We start from the raw sequence: 24793 nt of genomic DNA, 5'->3' as shown, positions 1-24793 counted from the left end.
CTATTAATACCTATCATTATCATCATACACTCCCCAAATTACTTTCTTGGAAATCCAACCTGTGTAATCCTTACATGTAATTTGGCAGAATCGTTCTTTACATTTTTTTAAACTACAACGAACTTTTGGCATTAATTTTGCTATAACTCGGCTTTTAGGGTCTGCGGATTTGGTAAGTTCTATTTCCTTATCAGAAGTAATAACTACTGATCTTTTACCTGATAAAACGCTTGAATGTATCCAACCGCCTTCACCGTTAATGTCACGTACTTGTCGCCATTGCTTGTACTCTGCAGTTATTTCTACCGGTTCGCCTTTTTTAACAAAAACCCATTCTACGGTAGATTTAGTAGTTGGTCCGCTCCTTGCATTTACTTCATTAGATTTTATTGAAACAAATCTCGGAATAGGCAATTTTTTATTATCGGCATTAATTGTTGTTGATAATATTACAATAATTAAAGTAATAAGAATTTTAATCATTATCTTCCGCTTCAGATAAAGCATCCTCTTTTTTTTCTATTATATAATTACCAAGCCTAAATTGTACTTTTATTCTATTAATTTCCTGCTCGCTAATACCTATATTTTTTAGGACTGTTCCACCTATTTGTAATCCAGTCTCATAACTTTCTGGAATAATAGTTGTGGCACCTAAATCATAAAACTCTCTAGCATTTTTTAAATTTTTTAACTTAACGACAACCGGTATATCCTGATAATTACCGCTAATTGTTTTAAGCGATTTCTTGATAGTTACTTGATTATTCATAGTAAGTATTATAGCGAATGCTCTTTCCGTACCTAATGCCTTTAAAGTATCGGCTTGCGATACATCACCTTTAAAAACCGGCAAACCGTTTGATAGCTCTTCTTTTACTCTATCATCATCTAAATCAAGTATTACGTAACTTATACCTTCCGCTTCCAAAACTCTTGCTACCATTTTACCGGTATTACCGAGTCCGGCAATAATAATATGGTTTGTTAAATCTCTTGCCCCAAGCTCAATCATTTGAGTCGGAGTTTTACCAAGTCCTTTATCAACTTTCTCGGCAATCTTTTGTCCTAAAGCTGCGAGTAATGGAGTAAGTGCCATAGAAAAAGTAACTACGAGTAATAATATATCGGCAGTACTTTCTTCTAATACTCCACTATCTTTACCTAAACTGAATAATATAAAACCAAACTCTCCGCCTTGCGATAATAATAAGCCTGAATAAAAAGCAACTCCTTTATTAAAACCGAATAAAATACAAAAAGCCGTTATGATTAAGGTTTTTATACCTATTAAAGCAATAGATAAAGTAAGAATATGAGATATTTTTTCATACATTTCTAGGGCATCGATATTCATACCCACGGTCATGAAAAACAATCCTAAAAATAAACTTTTGAAAGGATAAATACTTTCCTCTGCCTGCAATCTAAATTCAGTTTCCGCAACTAATACTCCGGCAACAAATGCTCCTAGAGCTAAAGATAAACCAAATGTTTCGGTAGCCCAAGCAGCAGAAAGTACTATTAACAAAGTCATCGAAATAGGTAACTCGCTTGCATTATTACTTTCTGATGAAATGAATGAAAATACAGGACGAAGAAAAACACGACCGACAATAAATATTGTAAGTAAGGCCGTTACGGCTTTTAAGAGTGCAATACCAAGAGCCGCTGCAAGCGAGGCTTTATTGTTACCGGCAAGTAACGGAACTATCACAAGCAATGGCACTACGGCCAAATCTTGTAGTAACAGAATAGCTAAAGAAACTCTTCCTATTTGCGTTGATTGACTACGATTTTCCTCAATAACCTGCATAACAAGTGCCGTAGATGAAAGGGCCAGACCACCGCCGGTAATAATAGCCGCACTACTATTGCCGTCTATAAGCACCATTGCACCGGCAATTACTATAGCGGTTGTTAAAACTTGCAAACTACCGAGACCAAATACATATCGTCTCATAGCTTTTAATCGCTCGAAGGATAACTCAAGTCCTATCGCAAATAATAGAAATACTACACCAAGTTCACCTAGTAACTTAGTTTGGTCATATGTTACGATTTTTAAACCGTGATCACCTATTGCAGCTCCGGCAATTAAGTAACCAAGTACCGGACTTAATCTAAGACGCTTAAGTATAGCCACGATAAAAACCGCAGTACCGAGTAAAATTATAACGTTAATAAGAATATGATCGTTCATCTTTTCCAAATTTCTTCTAACTTAAAATGCTCCCGTACTTCAGGATAAAAAATATTAATTAAAATAGTACCTGCATCTATTAGTACCCATTCTGATTTACCAAGCCCCTCAATATTACTATTTATACCAGCATTATTTTTTAATTCTAAAGCTACATATTCAGCAATTACTCCAACATTTTTAGTCGAACGACCGCTAGCAAATATAATATAATCGGCTAATTTATGTTTTCCTGTTAAATCAATTATCTCAATATCTTCTGCTTTTTTCTCACTTAAACATTCTAAGATAAATAATTTTAATTCTTCAGTTTCTTTTTTCATAATAATTAATAAATGACATAATAATATTAATTATTATATGCATAAGAGTCGATTTTATCAATGAATGTTTAAAATTCTATAATAAAAATTCACATAAAGCTTTACTTTAAGCAAAAAAACCTTAATTAATACTTAAATTAATATTGATAAAATAATGGCAATATCTGTAGAAGAGTTAGAAAAAATACTTAAAGAATCATTTCCGAACAGTACAATGAAAATTACTGATTTAGTAGGCGATCAAGACCATTATGCCTTAGAAATATCAGACGTTCAATTTAATGGACTTTCTTTAATTAATCAACATAAATTAGTAAAAAACGCCCTGTCTGAAATATTAAATAAAAAACTACATGCAATTACCATAAAAACTATCGCAGTTCCTGAAAAATAATTACAAATATTAATATAATAATCCTTATATAAATTCAACTTATTATTTAATTTTATGCAAACAGCTGATTATATAGTAATCCGCTATTCGGTGTGTAATTAAGAATAAGGATTTTAAAATCCTTATTCTTAATTGATGCGGGTTTTTAGAAGTTTACTTTAAGTCTTAGCGTACCGAACTGGGCATGGTATTTTTTAGCTAAGTTCCGACTGTAATGCACTCCGTACTCCATTCTACCCTTCTTAATTACTGCACCTGCCCCTAAATCATATAGCATTTTAGTAGGTTTAGGTGGCGGTACCGGTAGAGGCTCATTAAGACTGTTAAGATCTGCAACGATTGCCGGTGTTTTACCTTTGAAATCGTAATTAATAAAGGCATGAATTTGCGGTCTAATTATGAATTCATCCTTATAGTAGGTTGTCTTAATTTCACCGCCGAGTATACCTTCAACCTTGTTATATTGACGTTTCTGAATAGTTAGGTTTTGGAAAGAAGTACCGTATTCCTGATAACCGGAATCTTTAATCTTAGTAAGCCTGATTCCTGCCATCGGTGCAAATGAAGTTTCTTTCCATAGATCATTATAACCCCCAACTACTTGACCGCTATTAGCATTGCCTGTTTGCCCTGCATTTATAGTATCATAGAAGACATTTATAATAAGCTCACCGGTAGGAGTAGCAGAGCCTGTATAAGTAACTTTATTATTACCAAGATCGAAAGTTATATTACTTCCTGAGATATTGCCCCCGACATTTACGCTAGTATTATCACAGGTAAACATCATTGTTGCTTGATCGGCAACTTATAGTATTTGCTCCTAAATCCGATGCAATAAAAGCGGTTTTCTTCGGTGCAAAAGTAATAGCATTAGTGCCTATTACCACTTTTTGTAACCATACATCATCATCGAATTTATGACTACCGCAGTTAATCGGTGCTTGTACAAGTGCAGCATTAGTGTATTCCGCTGAAGAGTTGCTGCTGCTCCCTTTGAAGTTCTCTGAAACGATTTTTGTTTTGTAATGAAATTTTGTTGTTGCTCTTGGCACTTTAACACCGCCGACCGTGGCTGACGAAATGTCTAAACTTCTACTGTTATAACCGGTAAATACCGCTGATTTACCGGCATCAATAGTAATATCTTTAGCATAGCTATCCCCTTTTACTGTGCCTTTATTACTACTGAACTAGTTTAAGGTTTAAATTCTCACCGCCTAAATCATCGGTCAAACCATTATTAGCGTTAAATATTGCCGTACCTTGATTATTAAGTCTTGGTTGTTATACTCGAGTAAAAATCTGCGCTATCGATTGTGATTTTACTGTCTACACCGTTGAACTGAACGGTTTTAAGGTGATTTGAGTCTGAACCTACTGAACCACTACCGCTAGCTCCAGTTGTTAAATCATTTGATATTGCAAGAGTATGGATTTTATTACCTGTGGTCGTAATTGATTCATTTATTATACTTGTATTATTAAGGCTTAAAGTTGCAGACTGAGCAGTAGTAAATGAAATCGAGCCTGTTTTCACGGTACCTTGAATTGTAACATCACCCCCGTCTATTTGAACTATATCGACCATTCCTTTAGTACCTATACTACCGGAATAAGTAATAGCGGTAAATTCATCAAAAATTACCATGCTCTATCCTCAGGATTTAAAAGCAAAAAGAGAAAAGCTTGATCCTTCAGAAATATCTAAACTATTCGTTGTTCCCTTAAATTTTATGTCGCCACCATTTATTAATATTACATATCCTGCATTAATACCTTCGGTACAATTTAATACATCACCGCTAATAGTTATATCACCCACTTTTGAAGTACTGCTACCTATAGCTCCACTAACGCTGCTTGGACCGGTAAACATTAAATCCACAGCTTTACCACATGTGATGTTAATACTACCGGTTAAATTAGTTACTTGAGTAAACACTATATTACCCGTGCCGGTTCCTTGGATTTCAGCAATTGACATATTACCGCCGGCGTTAATCGTAACAGTGCTGTTGTCAACACCTGCTTTTAACATTGCAAGGTTCGTAATTGTATTCGTTGAGTTTCCGTTACCGTCAACTGTACCTATAGTACCGTTAGTACCTCCGGTACTTGTTATATTACCGGTAATAGCTGATGTTATATTATTTTCTATATCACTAGCAAATATTGCGGTACCGGCATTATTTTGGCAATTCATATTACCGTCAATCTTTACAGCCCCAAGCTCGCTATTAATAGGACCGGAAGGAGTCGAGAAAAAAACATTTGATCCAAACTGATCCTATAGCAACTTTTGCAACGGATACGTCGATATTTGGGGTATTAAGAGCAGTTATTACCAGTGTTCCGTACCCTGTAAGTTGTACTTTACTCACCGGATTTGCTTTTGTTCCGATAGCATACTTATTAGCCATACCATCTATTGTTAACTTGGTATTAGTATTTCTTGCATTTATCTCAACTACACCGGTATTTGGAACAACTTGCTCTATATTACCTGTTAACTCTATAGTACTGTTCTTGCCACTAGCTACGGTAGTCATTAACTTTAAAACAGATGCGGGATTCACGAATGTAACACCTGGTGCATCTAATGGAAAATCACCGTTTAATGCATCAAGGGCATAAACGGCTGGTCCAGCATTAACCTCACCGATATTAATTTTGGCAATCTTAGCCGAGGTAAGTGATGCATCGGCAAAAACCCCACCAGCAGCAATATTAAGCACTGCTGTATTACTCACATCAAGTCCATTTGTACCTAACGTAGCATTAGTACCAACAACGCCGACATTACCACTAACATTTATAACAGCAAGGGGATTTGCCTTTGTGCCAAGAGTTTCATTACCCAAATTACCCTGCAAAGTTAACACATTGTTATTAGGTATAGTACTAGAAGTACTACTTAAATTGACGCTACCGCCTCCACCAGCAAAACCATCGACACTATTCATAAAGGTAACTTGTTGATTTTTGCTAGTAGTTAAACCAAATACGGATTTAGTATTATTCAAATTAATAGCACTTCCTAGCGTTAAAGCCTTGTTAGATACATCTATCGTAAATGCTGCAACTGCATTTCCCTGCCCGATATTAATTGTGTTTACCATACCTATACTTGAATCAGTAGCCGTTAAAGTAGTACCGGTAGTATAAACGTTTAATGTTCCTGTGTTCCCGTTTTTGATTTGGCTGTTAAGTAAATAACCTGCAGGATTTGCTCCCGAAAACTCTAAAACACCGCCATTGGTAAAATCCACGTTACCGCTTGTTGTAAGCGAGTCTTGTAAATTCGCCACAGCATTGTTACCAAGTGTTAAAGAAGTAGCGGATATACTTTTTTGCAAGATAACCGTTTTATTACCTGCTGCATTAACAGTAATTGCTCCAATATTATTTATGATTCCGGTAACGTTACCGCCTCCTAAAAATACTAAATTACTGTTAGTTGCTGCACTACTTGTCACTGCTGCTAAAGTACCGGTATCATTAACGTTAACCGTACCTGCAGACCCTTTAAAATCAGTATGTCCTGTAATAACTGTTGTGTTAAATTGTCCCTCCTGTTCCATTACTGCTATCTGCATTAAGTGCAATTTCTCGGCTACCGGAAGCCACGTGTACTCTTAATTGATCATCTACATCATTTGCTGGAACTAGGCTGAAGCTAGCCACAAATTCTTCAGCATTTGGCGATTCATTACTTACGTCATAAGTAGCATTTTGGCCGCCGAACTTGATACTATTTTCTATAGGTTGTATATCCATAACTTCATTAACGTAAAGACCTGAGGCTGGTGAAGTATCAGTAGCAAAATTAAGTAGCTGATTATTTGCACTATTAAAAGTTTTTGCCTTAATCCAACTTGGCTGTTTAAATTGAAAGTCAGTGTCAATCTGTAATGTAAGATCTGCCTGGCCTTGAACAGAAGTTACTATACTACCTGGACCTGAGATAAAGGCGATTCTATTATCACCAGTAGGAGGAAAAAGTGATGTAGCCTGAAAAATCAAAGTACTAGCTAAATCGTTAAAATTAAAGCTGTTAAAATAGTAAGTATTCCCTGGTGCTTCTCCTGGTCCTGGAGCGAAAGGAGGAACCGTTGCAAGTGCTTGTGCATTTGTAACTGGCGTACCTGTTAAAGTGATGTTTATAGCGTTAGGGACATCTACAACGCGCCCGACATTTTCTTTAGTAAGATCAACAGGTATAACCGGTCCAAGAGTTATGTTATTTGGCACAGTCATTGTTGCATTATTAAAGGTATCTAAATATATAGCAGGAATTGCTGGCACATCTGCAGTAAAATTATTTACTTCGCCAAGGATTACAAATGAACCTGGTACATATGCTCCTCCGCCAAAAGCACTACCATCAGCTACTGAGCCCCCCCTACTGTTACGATTCGGTTAGCAGTACCAAGGGCACTAGTGCTAGCAAGCATCAATGCCGCAATTGATGCAAACATGCCTTTTTGTATTAAATTTTTTATCGTTGACTTGACATAATATCTCCTAAATTTGGGCTTAATTTTTCTAACTTATGATTACTTTTTCTTGCTTGAAATAAATTAAACTTTATGTACTTTTTATAGAAATTCGGTAAATCGTATATAAAACTTAAGAAATACAAGGGTAAAACCTATCTATTTTAGCTTCTTAGTGAAAACCGCAAAACTTTATTAATTTTTGTACCTCTTATATCATTCCTGCGAAAGCAGGAATCCAGTAATCTTTAATGTCATCCCGCAACTTGATTGCGGGACCTCAGGACACAGTCTGTTATACAAGATCGGGGTCAAGTCACAGTATGACAGCAAAAAAGACTGGATTCCCGCTTCCACGGGCATGAACATAAGGGCCATACAACAAAGCCACAGGACTGACACAATGACGCTTAGAACCTAACAAAACCACTTTTTCTAGGTAAAATCTATAAATTTTTACATAAACAAATTGATTTGCTACGAATAATAGAGTATATAGTATAGACATAATTAATTATCGGGGCGTAGCGCAGCCTGGTAGCGCATCTGGTTTGGGACCAGAGGGTCGGGAGTTCGAATCTCTCCGCCCCGACCATAAAAACATAAATTATAATGTCAAAAGACGACCTCATTCAGTTTACAGGTACAGTACTTGAACTTTTACCTAATGCTACTTTCAGAGTAAAGCTTGAGAATGATCATGTAATTATTGCTCATACTTCCGGTAGGATGCGTAAAAATCGTATCAGAATATTACTAGGAGATAAAGTGATGGTAGAAATGACTCCTTATGATTTAACTAAGGGTCGTGTGATTCATCGTCACTAGTCTTTATAAGTATGAAGCAGAACAGAAAAAACCTACCGATTATATTAGCATCAAGCTCTCCTGCAAGAATTGAGTTACTAAACAGAATCAAAATTATCCCTTCACAAATTATTCCGGCAGATATAGACGAAACACCTAATTTGCGTGAATTACCCGCTCCCTTAGCCATGAGACTTGCTTACGAAAAAGCTATAAAAATTGCATCTCAAATAGAGGAATCAGCTATAATTATAGCTGCCGATACCGTAGCGGCAGTAGGTAGAAGAATATTGCCGAAAGCTACTACTTATGAAGAAGTCAAGAATTGTATTAAGATGTTATCCGGGCGTCGTCATCGTGTCTATACCGGTTTATGTATTATCAAAAAAGAGAATGATCAGCTTACAGTTAGACAAAAAATAGTTCAGACTATTGTTAAGTTCAAAAAATTAAGTGAGGAAGAGATTAATTTTTATTGTTCTTTGGATGAGGGAATAGATAAAGCAGGCGGATGTAAAATTTCCGGTTATGCAGAAGCTTTTATCTCATTTATTTCCGGCTCATATTCAAATGTTATGGGATTACCTTTATTTGAAACAGTAAATGCTCTAACTTCTTTAGGTTTTAGATGTTCAAGTGTCATGCCTGCAAAAATGAATTATTGTCATTCCGCGACTTGATCGCGGAATCTAGTTAAAAATACTAAAATTATTAATATAATAATTTGTTTTTCTAGACCCCGTGGTCAAGCCACGGGGTGGCATTAAATGTTTTTGGATTCCTGCGATCCACGCACATAAATTACCTAACTACTTAATTCCTAGGCTCATCCAAATGACTTCTCTCATAATTTTCATGACGCTCTTGAGCTTCAATACATAATGCAGCAATAGGTCGTGCTTCTAATCTTTTTATACCTATTGGGTCGCCTGTTTCTTCACAGTAACCATATTCCCCATTTTTAATACGTGATAATGCTTCTTCTATTTTACTCATTAATTTACAATATCTATTTCTACTACGAAGCTCAAAAGCTCTTTCTGTTTCATGAGTAGCACAATCGTTAAGATCGGATTCTTTTAAATTTTCTTCCTTTAAATTATTTAAAGTCTCTTGAGATTCCTTTAATAAATCCTCTTTCCATCTTAAAAGTTTTTGTCTAAAATATTCTAGGTGATTAGGACACATATATTCTTCATCTTGAGAAGGTTTATATCCCATAGGTAATTTAGGTGTTTCTAGCATATTAACATCTCAATATTAACTTTAATATATTATGTTTATAAGATTTTTAAAATAATATATAACTTAAAATTAATGCAAGAAGATTATGAATATTAATATATTTTATTTTTTAATTGGATATGCGGTAGTATAGACAGCTTCTAAATGCTTTATACTTGTTTTAGTATAGTTTTGTGTAGTAGATAGACTTTTATGACCTAATAGCTCTTGAAGAGAGCGTAAATCTGCACCATGCTCAAGCAAATGTGAAGCAAAACTATGTCTAAATGAATGAGCAGTTAAATGCTGCGGTAAACCATAAAAATGCTTTAATTTAATTAATTCACGATTAAATACCGGTGGTTGCAATTTCTTACCCTGCTTTCCTCTAAATATGGGTTCATTATCACCTAACTTATATGGCAATATTTCTAAATATTGGGTAATTAAATTTTTAGCAATCGGTAACCACGGAATTATTCTTTCTTTACTACCTTTACCTATTATTCTTATAAATTCTAGATTTTGTAGATGAAGTTTCGTAATTGATAATGCTTCCGATATACGTAGACCTGAAGCATATATAAGGACAAGTAGGGCTTTATTTCTAAGTTCTACCCATTTAACATTCCCGTATTCTTCAATATGTTCAAGTGATATTACTACATCATCTTCCGATAAAGCTTTTGGTAACAATTTAGTCTTTTTAGGAGATTTTATAGAAAAAATTATATGACTATTTAATTGTGTTGTTTTCTCTAAAAACCTATAAAAATTTTTTACTGCAGATAAACCACGTGAAATTGAAGAAGCGGTAAAATTATCACAGTTACGTTTTGCAAGCCAACTTCGGATTAATCTTATATCTGCGGTTTTAATATGATTTATCGTTACAAGCTCTGAATTATAATAATTCATAAACTCAAGAAAATGCTTAAGGTCATTATTATAAGAAATTGCTGTATGATTAGAGTAATTTCTTTGCAAAACGAGGTATTTTTGCCACTTATTTATTAATGCTTGAATTGATGTATCTAACATTTATAAAAACTTAACTATTTTTAATATTATTCTTAATGCTAACAATTATTGACTCATAATTTTATAAATGTTAGCATGAATTGAGGGTTTATGTTTACATATACGTAACCTATAAAACATAAAAAATTTTTTAGGAGAATGAATAATGTGAAATAATACACAATTTTTAGATTTAATGAAATCCTATATGAATCCAGAATTTTATATGAGTTCTATGAAAAATATCCCTAGTGTAGATCTTGCATCTATCACAAATACAATGCAAAGAGCTATGAATATTCTTTTAATAACTAACCAAATTGCTACAGAAAGCATGCAATCTTTGCTTAAGAAAAATTCCGAAATTATACAAAATAATGTTAATACTATTTTGAATACTACTAAAGAAGCAGCAACTTCTAAAGATTTCAAACAAGCTAGTGAATGTCATCAAAAATGTTTAAAATCTATTTATATCTTTTAGCTACTAGATGCCTGCTTTCGCAGGAATGAGATAGTGGGAATCTCCTATAAGTTGCTCGCCTTTCTGTTTAACCAATTTTGTAAATAAGATTCTGCTAGCTCCTGATCTTCTATAATAATTACATTTTCAGCATTACGTTTATCGGCAGCAGCCGTGAAATTAAACGAACCGGTTATTACTTTCTTTTTATCAATAATTATAACTTTATTATGAGCGATTCCTGGTACTTTATCTATACCTACATCAATTTTTGCTCGTTGTAATTCATGTAATTTAGAAAATTTTTGCTTTAAATTACTACGATCAAGCAATATTCTAACCTTTACTCCTCGCGCTTGTGCATTAATAAGTACAGTAGTAATTAACGCATCGCTCATACCGTATGCCTGCATATAAATAGATTCTTCAGCTTTATCTATCTGATTGGCTATAAACTTAGTACAACCGGCAGGCGGAATAAAACATGTACTAACTTTACTTCTTGAAAGCTCTGAAATATTGTAATGCTTTATTTGCAGAGTAGATAAAGCTAATGATTTTTGACTTATTAGATTAGTAAAATAATCCGGATTCTGTCCATAAATACCTAAAGCAATTCCCAAGATAAAGGCAATAGATATTTCTATAAATTTATTATTTTTTCTCTTCATGACTTATTTATATTTTAGGCGTTGCATAGATCGGCTTTTCCGTCATTGCGAGGAAAATTACAAAGTAATTGACGAAGCAATCTCATGAGATTGCCACGCAGCCTATGGCTGCTCGCAATGACGATTTAGTATCCCCACAAACAACACCTACTTCCTTACGTAATTTCCTGGAGCTTCTTCAATAGCCTCTAGGTTCTGATAATCTAAAGAATCTACTAGCTTATTATCATTATTTTTTATAAGCCAATAATTCCACCATGAGCCTTTATATTCCGTAGCTTTCATAAGCCACTCATGACTACTTAAACTTAAGTCGTCATTAAACCGATATTTAGCACTAGCGGGAGGGTTAACTACACCTGCTACATGCCCTGAATCCGTGAAACAAAAAATCTTATGTCCGTTTAATAATTTTACTCCATCATATATTGAACGCCATGGAGCTATATGATCTTCTTTTACGGCTACGAAAAAAGAGTTACAATCAACTTTTCCAAGAGCTATTTTTGTTCCGAGTACCTCTAAATTATTAGACTCTTTTAGCAAGTTATTGCAATGTATTTTGTAAATATTCCTAATACATTTTTGCCGGCAAGTTAGTAGGATCCGCATTCCAATATAGCAAATCAAAAGGCATCAGTTTTTTACCGAGTAAGTAATTATTGACAACAAACGTCCAAATTAAATCATTAGCCCTTAGTAAACTAAAGCTATTTGATAAATATTACCCATCAAAATAGCCTTTTAGTTTTATATCTTCCTTAATGTAGTTAATCGTAGCTTCATTAAAAAATATTCCAAGCTCGCCTGGATGAGTATAATCAAGCAAAGTAGTAAAGAAAGTAACACTATGAACGGAATCTATTTTTTTGCTTTGAAGTAGGCAATAATTATAGCAAGGAATGTACCTCCCATGCAATATCCGACAAAATCAATTTTCTCAAAACCAAGATTTCTAACATACTCAAAAGGTGCTAAAATACCGTCTTTGAAATAATCCTCGAAGCCTTTTCTGATAGAGAGATATCAGGATTAACTCATGCAATAAGAAAAACTTGAAAATTATTTTCTACTAAGAAAAATACTAAAGAATTATGCGGAGATAAATCGAGTATATAATATTTATTTATACATGGCGGACTCTTATGCACTTTCTCTTTCGGCTCATAACATATTAATTGCATTAAATCATTTTGGAATATAACTTTTCCTTTTGTCGCCGCAATATTTTTACCGAGTTTAAAAGCAGATTTATCGGTAGTTTTAATATTTAATATATCACCTGAACTTTTTATATCTCTTAAGAAATTTTCTAGCCCTTGTACTAAATTTTGCCTGCCACTTTCTAATGTCTCACGCAAAACTTTTGGATTACAAAAAGCAAAATTTGAAGGTGAAAACGCGTCGATAAAATGTTTAGTTGCAAACTCTAAATGTTGCTTGAGATCATTTGACAGCTCATACTGTTCTATATTCTTCTTAAGCCACTCGCTAGATAGTAAATAATATTGTTTAACAAAGTCAAAATAAGCATTATCCTCACATGAAAAATCTTTAAATCTTTTATCTCGATTATCCGGAGAAAATACCGCTTTTGCCGGACTACCGACAAATTTTGCAAAGCTATTCGCTGTAAGCTCTCTTAACTTATCAATATATTCAATATTAAGCTGACAAAATTTTTCAGGATTTGCCCAAAATTGTTCTACCATTAAAGAGGCTATAATTCTGTTTTTATCACTATCAATTAGGCTCCTAGGAATCATACTCCCCCTACCTTGCATGAAATGCGAAATAAGCTCTTGATATTTATCGGCAATTTCTTTGAAATTATTACTTATCGTCTCGTGCGGGATGTTATACATATTTAGTGCCAAGATATTTCAAAAAATTAACAATTAATATAAACAGTAGACGAAGTTTAATTTGGAAAAGAGCAAGGCGTTTCATATTTTTGGACCGCAGCGTACATACTAGTACGTGAGGATCAAAAAATATGAAACAACGACGCCAATTTTTCAAATTAAACGAGTATACCTTATATCTTTAAACTATTCCACATACTATTAACCTTGTCGATAACTTCCTGACTCATTTCTATTTTTTTACCCCATTTTCTATTTGTCTCAGGGTATATTTTATCGGTTGCATCTATTCCCATTTTACTACCAAGGCCTGACTCAGGAGATGCAAAATCCAAATAATCTATCGGGGAATTATCTATAAAGCTCGTATCACGCCTTGGGTCGCTTCTTGTTGCTATTGCCCAAATTACTTCTTGCCAATTACGAACATCAATATCGTCATCTACAACTATAATAAACTTACTATACATAAAGTGCCGTAAGTAAGACCAAATCCCAAGCATTATTCTTTTAGCATGACCGGGATAGGATTTTTTAATCGATACTACCGCAACTCTATATGAACAACCTTCAGGTGGAAGCCAAAAATCGACTATTTCCGGAAATTGTTGCTGCAATATAGGAATAAAAATTTCATTTAATGCTTCACCTAAGATTGATGGCTCATCAGGCGGTGCTCCTGTATAGGTGCTTAAATATACTGGATTTTTCTTCATCGTTATTGCGGTAACCGTAAATACAGGAAATTCCTCAACATCATTATAATATCCGGTGTGATCCCCAAAAGGACCTTCAGGTAAATACTCCTCTAAACTTACATAGCCTTCCAGCACTATTTCACTATGTGCAGGTACTTTGAGGTCAATAGTTTTGCATTGTACCAACTCTACTTTTTTATTACCGAGTAAACCAGCAAAATTATACTCCGAGATATTCTCAGGTATCGGCATAACTGCTGCCAAAGTTACCGCTGGATTTGCCCCGATAACGATAGCAGTAGGAAAAGGTTCTTTTTTTGCTTCTTTCCAACGTTTATGATGCTCTGCTCCGCCCCGTAACTTTAACCAACGCATCAATAGCTTATTTTCTGAAATAACCTGCATTCTATATATGCCAAGGTTGTAATTATCGATTTTATCTTTTGTTGGACCTCTAGTAAATACTATACCCCAAGTAATTAAAGGAGAAATATCATCCGGCCAACATCTTTGGATCGGCAATATATTGATATTCGGTTTGTCAATGACGATTTCATGACAAGCTGCTTTTGATACGGTTTTAGGAGACATAGCAAATATACGCTTAGCAAGCGGTAACATTGACAATGTGTCTTTAAAAGATGCGGGAGGTTGCGGCTGTTTAAGGAATGCTAGTAAAACGCCAAGTTCTCTTAATTCTTTGGGTGACTTAAGTTTAAGCCCCATACAAATACGATTTATACTAGCATAAAGATTAGTTAGAACAGGTATGTCGGACTTAATGCCGTCGACTTTTATAACATTTTCAAAAAGTAATGCAGGTCCGCCTTGTGCTAATACTCTTCTACTAATTTCAGTAATTTCTAAGTTAGTTTTAACCTCAAGAGCAATACGCTTTAACTCACCGTTTTTTTCTAAAAATTTTAAAAACTCCGGTAAATCTTTAAAGCTCATAGTTTTTTTTTTGTTTATAATGTGCGGCTTATTTTATCGTCATTGCGAGCAGCCATAGGCTGCGTGGCAATCTCATTAAAGATCCTGAGATTGCTTAGTCAATTACTTCGTAATTTCCTCGCAATGACGATACGGTATGACCTGATGGATTTCGCTACTTACTAAAATTAGCTTTTACCTGCATATCATTCTGAATGATTGTGTAGTTAATTAGCTCATCAATTACAGAATTTTTAATATTATATATTATATTTTTTTCTGAATTGACATGAATATTTTTAGCTGTTAATTCATCGACACTGCTAGATTTAATATGTGCAAAATATACTTCATCACCTACTTGAAATACAGGCGTATTACTTCCTATTGTAGTATTAAAAATTGATAATAATATTTCAGGAGTTAGTGTTAGATCATTTTCCATTTCGGATCTAATATAGCTTTTTTTGCTTATTTTTATTCCGGTAGCTTTAAGCTCTTTTATGTTCTCTTGATCTGAATTATATTCCTTTGCTAAATCCTTGATAATTTTTAAGTTTACATCTGCAATATTCCGCTTTATCCAAGCTTTATTTACCTGCTCTTTAATAGCATCAAATTCAGGTATTTTTGCCGGCTGAATAGATTTTAATTCTACCAATATAAGATAGCTTTTATCCTCTGTTTCTATAGGATAAGATAATTCACCTTCCGAAAGCTCAAAAATACTATCGGCATTTTCAGCAATTATTTTATCTTCAATAAGCTCTGCATAACTGATATAGTTAACGTTTTGTATCGGTAGCTTATATTTTTCGGCAATTTCAACTAAGCTAGAACCGGCTGCCGTCTCATCTTCCAGCTTTTTAGCAAACTCCATATTAAGTATGTCAATTTTTTGAGCCTTTAATAAATCATGTAATTGTTTTTGTACCGCTTCAAAACTTTGATCACCGAATTCATCTTTATTTTCATTATAAAATTCTAACAACTCATCTTGAGTAACTGAGACTTTTAAATCCTTAATATTAGCTTTAATATAAGAAAAGCTGCGTTTCTCAGGTACCTCAAACGCGGTTTTATTATCTTGGTAAAAATCCTTTAATTGCTGACCGGTAGGAGTAGGGATTTGTAAATCTTTCGGTTTATTTTGTAAATCTATTTGTATTAATTCTACTTCTCTTTTTTCAGCCATATAATCTACTATATTGTCAGTCATAGCTTTAGGAACATAGAAACTTTCTATAAAAGTACCAACAAAAATATTTTTTAGAGCTTTTTCTTTGAAGTTTAATAAATATTTTTCTTCATCCATATAAGAATTTCTAAAATAAGTTTTAAAAATTTTTATATTGAAAACACCTTGCTCATTTTTAAAAACCGGTGATTCTTTAACTAAAATTTTAACTGTATCATCACTGAGATCTAAGTCATAATAACTCACTAAATAATCTAAGACATTATCGTAAACAAGCCTTTTTAGGATTCGGTTATCAATATTTAACTGTGCTATTTCTTCATCTGTTAAACTTGTTCCCGTTTGCTTACTTATAGAATTAATTTCTAAAGATTTTGCTCTCAAAAAATCTTCCTGGGAGATATTTTTCACATGAGAAAAAGTAACAATATCGCCGCTTCTTCTTCCATTTAATACATCTTTAATACCAAAGCCGACAAAAGCAAAAGCTATCATTGCGAATAAAACCCGCATTATAAAACTATCGGCAGTTTTTCTAATATTATCTAACATAATTTTTTATTTAAGTTTTTATCGTCATTGCAAGGAAATTACGAAGTAAGTGACGAAGCAATCTCAGGATATTTGACGAGATTGCCACGTCGCTTTGCTCCTCGCAATGACGTTTCTCAAGACTACATTATAAAGCAAAAAAGCCTATATAGTCAAACTATATAGGCTTTTTTTATGATTATAGAACGGTTAATTAAAAATTAACACGAACTTTTACACTACCTTGCTGAGCGAAATACTTACTTCCGATATTGGTATCGTAGTTAATCCCGTATTCCATCATTTTATGCTTAGCAGTAACACCGACACCGACATCAAAACTTGTTTTGCTTTGCTTAAAGCTGTTGGTTGGGAGAGGAGCAGTCATACCTTGTAATCTTGCATCAATCGCCGAAACTTTATTCTTGAATGCATAATCGACCATTGCGTAAAACTCAGGTGTTAGCACTATTTCATTGACATTGATATTACTTGATACTTTAGCACCGAGTAAACCGTCGAAAGTATTATAGTTCTTGCCTTTAACGGTAAGATTTTGGTAAGTAGTACCGGTTTCCTTATAGCCCTTATCTTTGATAGTCGAATATCTAAGCCCAGCTAGCGGTGTTAAGTTAATGTTCTCAGGCATCATATAGGTATAACCAGCCATTAACTGACCTGTATAGCTTTCGGATTTATACTTACCGTTTGCAGTTTGATAACCGACAGTCTCTAGTGCCGTTGCAATAACACGTCTTGATTTGCTTCTTATCTTATTATCTGAGTAAGATGCTATAGCTTCAACGAAGAGATTTTCATAAGGTACATTATATAAACCGTATAAAGAATAGATGTTGCTCTCTACCTTATTCTTATCGCCCGTTTTATTATTTTTTAGCTTAATGTCCGTATCGGATCTTGTATATGCAAGTCCGAGTGCTAGATCATCGCTAACGAAGCCGTCAAAACCTATAATGCCACCAGTTGTATCAGACTTATAACCACTTATATTGTTACACATCTTCTGCGTTGCATTACCGACAAACGGGCTTATCCACGCACCAAACTTAGCATCCATATCTTCATCACCGGAAGAAACAGGACCTTTATTCGCTACTTGTACTTTATCCATTCTAGCATTTAGAGCAGTTATATTACTTGATATATTACTCGCTACAACTTGATTATTAACGGCAGCTATAGTATCACTAGGTTTTACAACATCTTGCATGAGATGAGTTGTAGCATCTGCTTCCTGTAGCGGTGTCATTAGACCAAAGTTATTGAAAGCTTGACGTGCATCTGAACCATTGGGAGCATCCTCCATTAACTCAAGCGATTTCTTTATATTTGCAGCATTTGGGATATTTGCAAGCGGTCCACCCGGTGCAAAATCTTCATCTATCACATCTGCAGCTATATCCTCTACAAATAACGTTAAAGTCGATGCATCAAAAGTAAAGTCAACAAAACGGTTGTCATTATTAATAGTTATTTTAACATTCTCTTTAGGAGTAGGCTTTAAATCACCTGCTGTTTCTGCAGATATTACCGTATATTTTGTATCTGGGCTTATATTATTCATGTCGAAATTAGTAGCAGTAACAACAAGTGCTAAAGTTGAAACCCCTGATAAATCAAGAGTACTACCTGATTTAATTAAGATATTACCACCTGACTTAGCTGCTCCATCAAAAGTAGTATTTAAGGTTAGCGTATCGGTAAAGCTACCGGTGCCAGTATATGTTACGTGATTTGCACCTAAAGTAAGTGTAGTACCGCTACCTGTTATATTACTATTAAAGGCTAGGCTATTGCCGAAATTAATAGTAGCACTGTTAGCTACAAAGCTGGTAGCTGTTATATTTTTAGCAAAACTAGTGATAGAACCTTTGGCTAAAGTAACCGCACCTGTATTAGTGAATGTATTGGCAAAACTTGTAGTACCGCCAAGTGTCGCTGTACCTTTTGCGTTAACACTGCTTGCAAAACTTGTAGCACCTGCCGTTGTGATATCACCAACCGAATTAGCCGCAGTCCCTACAACACCGCTAACACTACCGCCATTCGTGAAGTTTAGCTTCAAAGCCTGACCACCGGTTTTATTTATGCTGCCTGTTAAGTTAAAGTTTGCAGGTAATGTTAAAGTATTTGTGCCTGTACCTTGGATTTCGCCGATTTTAACGTTACCGCCTTTGGCAATAGTTACATTTCCTGCACCTACTTTTAACATAGCAATCCCGTTTACTCTATTAAGATTACTTGCACCTAAAACTATTAACGTACCGTTATTAGTACAGCCGGTATTTTGGACTGCTCCCGCAACACTTACATTGTTATTTAATGTTACCGTACCGTTTTTTGCATTAAAATCTAAGAAACCGCCAATATGACCGGTTTGAGTTAATTGAACAGCATCATTAAATAAAACTACATTTGCCTTAGTAGCTCCAAGTTCTAATTTACCTGTAATATCAAGCTCTATATTTGTTGTATTAAAAGTGGTACCTGCCGCACTGCAATCTCCCGCTCCTTTGAAAACTATAGTTTGTAACTTATGAGCTCCACCAAACGTCTTGCCTCCGGCTATCGTTAATTTTTTTCCTGCAGTTACAGAATTTAATATTACTACACCCTCATTGTCATTATCAGGGTCTATATTCGCACCTAGTGTGATCGTACGGTCGTTTCCTGAACTATTTTGTAATATTAATTGAGCATCCGCATGTGCAAATTGAATATTTCCTGCCGGTATATTTAAATTACCATTATTTGCATCAATCGTATAAGTAGCATCGTTTATTTGTATAATACCAGCATTAAATGCTGTACTACTAGTAAAATCTGCATTATTGTTAATACGCACGTTCTGTATACCTTCTAAATTTACATCGTCAGTTATTGTAACGGCATTATAAATAAGTAAAGTGTTAAATTTATTACCGCCTCCATCACCGATATTTCTAGCGGTACCTGCTACATTACTCCCAATATTCAGGCCATTAACCCCACCATCAAAGACTACATTACCTTCATCAGCACCGGGAGCTACTAAATCAGCTGCTAATAATATATTTTTTACTCCGACTCCGGTTAAGTTAGAAAGTACTAAAGCAGAATCTAGAACTCCAAAATTAATATCTTGAGCATTTAATATAGTAACATCACCAGCACTTGCATCAATTGCAAAAAGATTACCGGCTCCAATATTGATTTCTGCAACTGTTCCTATAGTTGAATGATATGCCGTAAGTGACTTTGTATTAACATTTAATATAGCGTTATTGCCGTTTGCTATAGCTCCTTTAAAATAATAAGGGATTGTGTTACCACCACCATCAAGAGGTCCGTTAAACTCTAAAGTACTCCTGGCTCCAAAATCTATATTATTCGCAGCTAGGCTTCCTTCAGCTTTTAATGTTATTTCTGCTCCTACATTCACTGTTGCTAATGCTGCCGTATTACCTATATTGCCAGTTACTGTACTATTACCGGTAAACGTTGCTATACCATTATTTGCATTACCGGTATTATCTATCGCTCCGGTCACCACTACAGGATTCGTAAATGTCACTGCTGACGCATTATCCGTTAAGTTTATTGCATTCGCTTTTACCACTCCGCCTTGTACTTGTAGCAAACCTGCTCCTACATTCACTGTTGCTAATGCTGCCGTATTACCTATATTGCCAGTTACTGTACTATTACCAGTAAACGTTGCTATACCATTATTTGCATTACCGGTATTATCTATCGCTCCGGTCACCACTACAGGATTCGTAAATGTCACTGCTGACGCAGCATCTGTTAATTTAGTCGTAGTAGCTTTAATAACCGCTCCCCCTAACGTGGCTTTACCTGCTCCTACACTTATCGTGGCTAATGAATTTGTATTACCTATATTCCCGCTTACTTGACTTAATGCACCATTTAAATTTAAGACACCTACATTATCACCGCCTGTGGTGTTATCAATCGCACCTGTTAATACTGCATTTGCATTTGTAAGGGTTAATACCGACGCAGCATCTGTTAATTTAGTCGTAGTAGCTTTAATAACCGCTCCCCCTAACGTGGCTTTACCTGCTCCTACACTTATCGTGGCTAATGAATTTGTATTACCTATATTCCCACTTACTTGACTTAATGCACCATTTAAATTTAAGACACCTACATTATCACCGCCTGTGGTGTTATCAATCGCACCTGTTAATACTGCATTTGCATTTGTAAGGGTTAATACCGACGCAGCATCTGTTAATTTAGTCGTAGTAGCTTTAATAACCGCTCCCCCTAACGTGGCTTTACCTGCTCCTACACTTATCGTGGCTAATGAATTTGTATTACCTATATTCCCGCTTACTTGACTTAATGCACCATTTAAATTTAAGACACCTACATTATCACCGCCTGTGGTGTTATCAATCGCACCTGTTAATACTGCATTTGCATTTGTAAGGGTTAATACCGACGCAGCATCTGTTAATTTAGTCGTAGTAGCTTTAATAACCGCTCCCCCTAACGTGACTGTACCTGCTCCTACATTTATCGTGGCTAATGAATTTGTATTACCTATTGTTCCGTTAATGGCAGCATCTGTCTTGACAGTTATTATACCTCCTCCATCTATATTTCCTGCAAGTGTTATCTTTGCCGGGGTTGCAGATTGTATAATTAGTTCAGCATTCACTCCCCCTAAAGTTATATTTCCTAAACCTGTATAATTATCGGCAGGAGCATCAAAACCATGATTTGCAGCAACAGCATTAGTACCGTTTAAAGTTAAGCTTTTGCCGGCAGTAATAGTAACAGGCAACAAGTTACCTCCCGTTATAATCGAACCAACGACGGTATTTTGAGCAATATTTAGACCTACGGGAGTAGTACCCGCAACATTTATAGCCGTAATAATACGATCGACTACATCTGCAGTGATAGTATAATCACCACCGTAAGTAAATGCCCAATTGTTTTGAGGACCGCCAGCAGGAGTACCATTAGCTACCCCTCCAGCCGTTATCTCATTCCAATTATTGGCAGCAGCATTATTACTAAATGCTGCATCATTATTAGTAGCAATAACACCTGCAGCAACACCGAGTGCCCCACTACTACTCAGCATTATCGCTGCGGTTGAGGTGGTGAATAAAGCGGCTTTAAGACCTTGTTGTATTGCTTTTTGAAATAATTTTGGAGAAATATTCGCCATATGTAAACCTTAATAAAAATTAAATCAATTAAAAAGTGTTATAATTCTAACGCAACTTTTTTAATATGTCTATTATAATTAATAATTTTAGGATGATATTTTTATGTATATATTATTCCTGCGAAAGCAGAAATCCAGCGCATAAAGCAAGATAAATCGAGCTTTGAATTTCAAAAATTTACTGTATCTATACTTTTTTCTTGGATTCCTGCTTTCGCAGGAATAACATAAGAGCCATGCAACAACACCTACGGCTGCGTAGCGCATGACGAAAAAATACCCTACCTCTCAGGCAATAATATCTCTCTTTTACCTGTATGATTCGGTGGTGAGACTATTCCCTCTTTCTCCATCTTCTCAACTAAGTTGGCAGCTTTGTTATAGCCAATTCTAAGCGACCTTTGGATATAGCTAATGGAAGATTTGCGTTCGTAACGCACTATCTGCACAGCTTTTTTGTAAAGTACTTCATCAGAGGTGCCGTCACCGATATCAATGCTACTATCGTCCTCTTCAGGTTGCTCGGTAACGGCAGAGATATATTCAGGCGTACCGCTCTCTTTCAAATATTCCGTAATTTGCTCAATTTCGGCTTCATTAACAAACGGTCCGTGTACCCTACTTATCTTGGAAGTACTCCCCATAAATAACATATCACCCATACCGAGTAACTGCTCGGAGCCTTGCTCTCCTAAAATCGTTCGGCTATCGATTTTAGAGGTAACTTTAAAACTAATACGACTTGGAAAATTGGCTTTAATGACACCAGTAATAACGTCTACAGAAGGTCTTTGCGTTGCCATAATAATATGGATGCCTGCCGCTCTTGCCATCTGAGCAAGCCTTTGAATCAGCATTTCAATATCCTTACCGGCAACTAGCATTAAATCAGCCATCTCATCAACAATAACCACTATGTAAGGCAGTTTTTCCATGTTCATTGTAACGGTTTCGTAAATAGGCTTACCTGTTTCAGGGTCAAAACCAGTTTGAATCGAACGCTCAATTACTCTCTTCTCTTTAACCGCTTCTAAGATTTTTGCATTATAACCTGCGATATTCTTAACACCGATATTGCTCATCATTCTATAACGGTTTTCCATTTCCTTAACTGCCCATTTAAGAGCAACTACCGCTTTAGAAGGCTCGGTTACCACGGGAGTTAGCAAATGCGGTATTCCATCATAAGCCGATAATTCAAGCATTTTCGGATCAATCATGATAAAGCGACATTCTTCGGGAGTATAGCGGTATAAGAGCGACACAATCATCGCATTAATACCGACGGATTTACCTGAGCCGGTGGTTCCTGCTACTAATAAATGAGGCATTTTAGCAAGATCGGCAATCAGCGGCTTACCTGCTAAATCTTTACCCAAGACTAACGGCAATAAAGTTGATTTGTCTTGGTATTCTGGGGTCTCTATAAGTTCTTTTAAGCAAAAGAATTCACGCTGCTTATTAGGAAGCTCAATACCAAGTACGTTTTTGCCGGGTATGACTGCTATCCTTGTTGATAAAGCAGATAGTGAGCGTGCTATATCGTCAGATAATCCTACTACCCTTGATGTTTTCGTGCCTGCTGCCGGCTCAAATTCATATTGAGTTACCACCGGTCCTTGATTGATATTAATTATCTGCCCTTTAACTCCAAAATCATTCAGCACGGTTAATAACTCTTCAGCCTTTTGTTTAAGCTCTGAGGAAGAAGCTCCTTTTACATGATGGTTTTCAGGATCACGTAATAACGAAATAGGCGGCAATTCTGCTATTTCGCTTTGAGATATTTTAGGGCTAACAGGTTTGCTAAAGAATTTTATAGGATTTGCAGGTACGGATCTCGCTTCTTTAGGAAATTTTACTTTTTCACTTACAGGCTTTTGGTAAGAAGAAGTTATATTTATCTTATCATTGTTTTTAGTAGGGAATAATCTTATCGACGACAATCGTGAAAATACATTATGTAAAAAAGATTGTATCCGATAGATTAAAAATTTACCTAGCTTAATAATAAAATTACTTAAAGAAGTAAATTTAATTTCAAATAAAACAACTAATATAATAAAGGTAAAAAATATTAATAATAAGTATAGTTGATTTGTAAATCGCTCAAAAAAATTAGAAGCTATTATTCCGATAGCTCCACCTGCATTTGCCGGTATGAATTCTAGCTTAATCTTAGATAATAATGTGCTACTGCTAACGAGAGCAAGCAACATTACAAACATACGGATAAATGAGCCGCGATATCTTCCATACCAACAATTTCTCCCCCAAACAAAGCAAGCAAGCGGTATGATAAAAGCAGCCAACCCAAAAAATTGATATAAACAATCCGATAAATAAGAGCCAAAAATTCCGACTAAATTACTATGGTACTCTGTTGTGACCGAGTTAAACGACGGATCGTCTATATTATATGACGTGAGAACAGTAACAATCCCAAGCCCGATTATCCCTAAGATAACCGCTTGTACCTTATTGCTTGAAAGAATTTTATTTATGTAATATAGCATAGTTTTAAATATTAAGCTAAATTATGAGTTTTATATCTTTTTCTATAATACTCTATAGGCTTTTCAATAAAGAAATAATTATTACTGTTATAAAAGTAACCAACGTATTAAGAAATATCCCATTATCAGCCAAATATGAAATAGCAGGTAATATATTATACAAGACAATTAAATGACAACAATATATTGAGTAAGAGAGTAAAGCAATTAATTTGTCTAACTTATTATCTTTGGTTAAG

The 24793-nt window shown here is 35.0% G+C and carries 22 protein-coding genes, 1 tRNA gene and 1 pseudogene; 5 read left to right on the top strand and 19 right to left on the bottom strand.

Annotated features, from left to right (window positions below; translation table 11 throughout):
- Window positions 1-3 precede the first annotated feature (3 nt).
- From C4Q30_RS04860 to rsfS, 3 genes are read right to left on the bottom strand one after another with little or no spacing between them, the layout of a single operon-like run.
- Window positions 4-483, bottom strand: a complete 480-nt coding sequence (locus C4Q30_RS04860; RefSeq protein WP_103897374.1) for an SH3 domain-containing protein — start codon at window positions 481-483, stop codon at window positions 4-6.
- The gene (locus tag C4Q30_RS04855) at window positions 476-2203 is read right to left on the bottom strand and encodes a monovalent cation:proton antiporter-2 (CPA2) family protein (protein WP_103897373.1); all 1728 of its coding nucleotides are present in this window, start codon (window positions 2201-2203) and stop codon (window positions 476-478) included. Before C4Q30_RS04855 ends, C4Q30_RS04860 begins: the two co-directional genes overlap by 8 nt.
- On the bottom strand, window positions 2200-2526 hold the full coding sequence (rsfS, locus tag C4Q30_RS04850) for a ribosome silencing factor (RefSeq protein ID WP_103897372.1): 327 nt from the start codon (window positions 2524-2526) through the stop codon (window positions 2200-2202). Before rsfS ends, C4Q30_RS04855 begins: the two co-directional genes overlap by 4 nt.
- Before the next feature lie 154 nt (window positions 2527-2680).
- Between rsfS and C4Q30_RS04845 the strand changes: the two genes are divergently transcribed.
- Entirely contained in the window at window positions 2681-2920 is a 240-nt protein-coding gene (locus tag C4Q30_RS04845; protein ID WP_012151363.1) for a BolA/IbaG family iron-sulfur metabolism protein, read from the top strand.
- A 145-nt stretch (window positions 2921-3065) separates the two neighbouring features.
- Here C4Q30_RS04845 and C4Q30_RS04840 read toward each other — a convergent pair whose 3' ends face one another.
- The 7 genes and pseudogenes from C4Q30_RS04840 to C4Q30_RS10490 all read right to left on the bottom strand — a co-directional run bounded on the left by C4Q30_RS04840 (window position 3066) and on the right by C4Q30_RS10490 (window position 7377).
- Window positions 3066-3707, bottom strand: a complete 642-nt coding sequence (locus C4Q30_RS04840) for an autotransporter outer membrane beta-barrel domain-containing protein (protein ID WP_245207566.1) — start codon at window positions 3705-3707, stop codon at window positions 3066-3068.
- A complete protein-coding gene (locus tag C4Q30_RS04835; RefSeq protein WP_103897370.1) occupies window positions 3694-3975 on the bottom strand; it encodes a hypothetical protein in 282 nt (93 codons plus the stop codon). The genes C4Q30_RS04840 and C4Q30_RS04835 overlap by 14 nt, the downstream gene beginning before the upstream one ends.
- Window positions 3976-4193: 218 nt before the next feature.
- On the bottom strand, window positions 4194-4571 hold the full coding sequence (locus C4Q30_RS04830) for a hypothetical protein (protein WP_245207483.1): 378 nt from the start codon (window positions 4569-4571) through the stop codon (window positions 4194-4196).
- 9 nt (window positions 4572-4580) lie between these two features.
- The gene (locus C4Q30_RS09710) at window positions 4581-5126 is read right to left on the bottom strand and encodes a hypothetical protein (protein ID WP_245207482.1); all 546 of its coding nucleotides are present in this window, start codon (window positions 5124-5126) and stop codon (window positions 4581-4583) included.
- A gap of 34 nt (window positions 5127-5160) precedes the next feature.
- Window positions 5161-6519 carry a hypothetical protein gene (locus C4Q30_RS09705; protein WP_245207481.1) on the bottom strand — a complete coding sequence of 453 codons (1359 nt, stop codon included), beginning with the start codon at window positions 6517-6519 and terminating at the stop codon, window positions 5161-5163.
- Window positions 6482-6946, bottom strand: a complete 465-nt coding sequence (locus C4Q30_RS10495) for a hypothetical protein (RefSeq protein WP_342447536.1) — start codon at window positions 6944-6946, stop codon at window positions 6482-6484. The genes C4Q30_RS09705 and C4Q30_RS10495 overlap by 38 nt, the downstream gene beginning before the upstream one ends.
- Window positions 6947-7133: 187 nt before the next feature.
- A pseudogene (locus tag C4Q30_RS10490) lies at window positions 7134-7377 on the bottom strand (cell surface protein).
- A gap of 560 nt (window positions 7378-7937) precedes the next feature.
- Here C4Q30_RS10490 and C4Q30_RS04795 point away from each other — a divergent pair.
- The 3 genes from C4Q30_RS04795 to C4Q30_RS04785 all read left to right on the top strand — a co-directional run bounded on the left by C4Q30_RS04795 (window position 7938) and on the right by C4Q30_RS04785 (window position 8906).
- Window positions 7938-8014 (top strand) — tRNA-Pro (locus C4Q30_RS04795).
- A 17-nt stretch (window positions 8015-8031) separates the two neighbouring features.
- Complete coding sequence (gene infA, locus C4Q30_RS04790; protein ID WP_010977828.1) at window positions 8032-8247, top strand: translation initiation factor IF-1; 216 nt, start codon at window positions 8032-8034, stop codon at window positions 8245-8247.
- 11 nt (window positions 8248-8258) lie between these two features.
- A complete protein-coding gene (locus C4Q30_RS04785; RefSeq protein ID WP_103897369.1) occupies window positions 8259-8906 on the top strand; it encodes a Maf family protein in 648 nt (215 codons plus the stop codon).
- A 133-nt stretch (window positions 8907-9039) separates the two neighbouring features.
- Here the strand turns inward: C4Q30_RS04785 and dksA are convergent, their stop codons facing one another.
- Both dksA and C4Q30_RS04775 read right to left on the bottom strand, forming a co-directional pair.
- Window positions 9040-9471 (bottom strand): RNA polymerase-binding protein DksA, encoded by a 432-nt coding sequence (gene dksA, locus C4Q30_RS04780; RefSeq protein WP_014014842.1) that lies wholly within the window; start codon window positions 9469-9471, stop codon window positions 9040-9042.
- Between the two features lie 102 nt (window positions 9472-9573).
- Entirely contained in the window at window positions 9574-10491 is a 918-nt protein-coding gene (locus C4Q30_RS04775) for a tyrosine recombinase XerC (protein ID WP_014014843.1), read from the bottom strand.
- A 187-nt stretch (window positions 10492-10678) separates the two neighbouring features.
- Here C4Q30_RS04775 and C4Q30_RS04770 point away from each other — a divergent pair, with 187 nt between their 5' ends.
- Window positions 10679-10954 (top strand): phasin family protein, encoded by a 276-nt coding sequence (locus tag C4Q30_RS04770; protein WP_014411110.1) that lies wholly within the window; start codon window positions 10679-10681, stop codon window positions 10952-10954.
- Window positions 10955-10998: 44 nt separating this feature from the next.
- On the opposite strand, the gene pld is transcribed toward C4Q30_RS04770, so the two are convergent.
- The 7 genes from pld to C4Q30_RS04735 form a co-directional block, all read right to left on the bottom strand.
- Entirely contained in the window at window positions 10999-11604 is a 606-nt protein-coding gene (gene pld, locus C4Q30_RS04765) for a phospholipase D (RefSeq protein WP_103897368.1), read from the bottom strand.
- A 147-nt stretch (window positions 11605-11751) separates the two neighbouring features.
- Window positions 11752-12150 (bottom strand): hypothetical protein, encoded by a 399-nt coding sequence (locus tag C4Q30_RS09695; protein ID WP_245207479.1) that lies wholly within the window; start codon window positions 12148-12150, stop codon window positions 11752-11754.
- A gap of 491 nt (window positions 12151-12641) precedes the next feature.
- Complete coding sequence (locus C4Q30_RS04755) at window positions 12642-13469, bottom strand: poly(3-hydroxyalkanoate) synthetase (protein WP_103897367.1); 828 nt, start codon at window positions 13467-13469, stop codon at window positions 12642-12644.
- A gap of 173 nt (window positions 13470-13642) precedes the next feature.
- Entirely contained in the window at window positions 13643-15121 is a 1479-nt protein-coding gene (locus C4Q30_RS04750; protein WP_103897366.1) for a UbiD family decarboxylase, read from the bottom strand.
- 154 nt (window positions 15122-15275) lie between these two features.
- Window positions 15276-16850 (bottom strand): SurA N-terminal domain-containing protein, encoded by a 1575-nt coding sequence (locus tag C4Q30_RS04745; protein ID WP_103897365.1) that lies wholly within the window; start codon window positions 16848-16850, stop codon window positions 15276-15278.
- Between the two features lie 193 nt (window positions 16851-17043).
- A complete protein-coding gene (locus C4Q30_RS04740; RefSeq protein WP_103897364.1) occupies window positions 17044-22038 on the bottom strand; it encodes an autotransporter outer membrane beta-barrel domain-containing protein in 4995 nt (1664 codons plus the stop codon).
- Window positions 22039-22319: 281 nt separating this feature from the next.
- Window positions 22320-24554: a DNA translocase FtsK gene (locus C4Q30_RS04735; protein WP_103897363.1), complete on the bottom strand. Its 2235-nt coding sequence runs from the start codon at window positions 24552-24554 to the stop codon at window positions 22320-22322.
- Window positions 24555-24793 lie beyond the last annotated feature (239 nt).

Source organism: Rickettsia fournieri (assembly GCF_900243065.1).
In the GTDB taxonomy this organism is placed as follows: Bacteria; Pseudomonadota; Alphaproteobacteria; order Rickettsiales; family Rickettsiaceae; genus Rickettsia; species Rickettsia rickettsii.
Note: the sequence above shows the minus strand (reverse complement) of the source record. Positions and strands in the feature narration are given on the sequence as shown.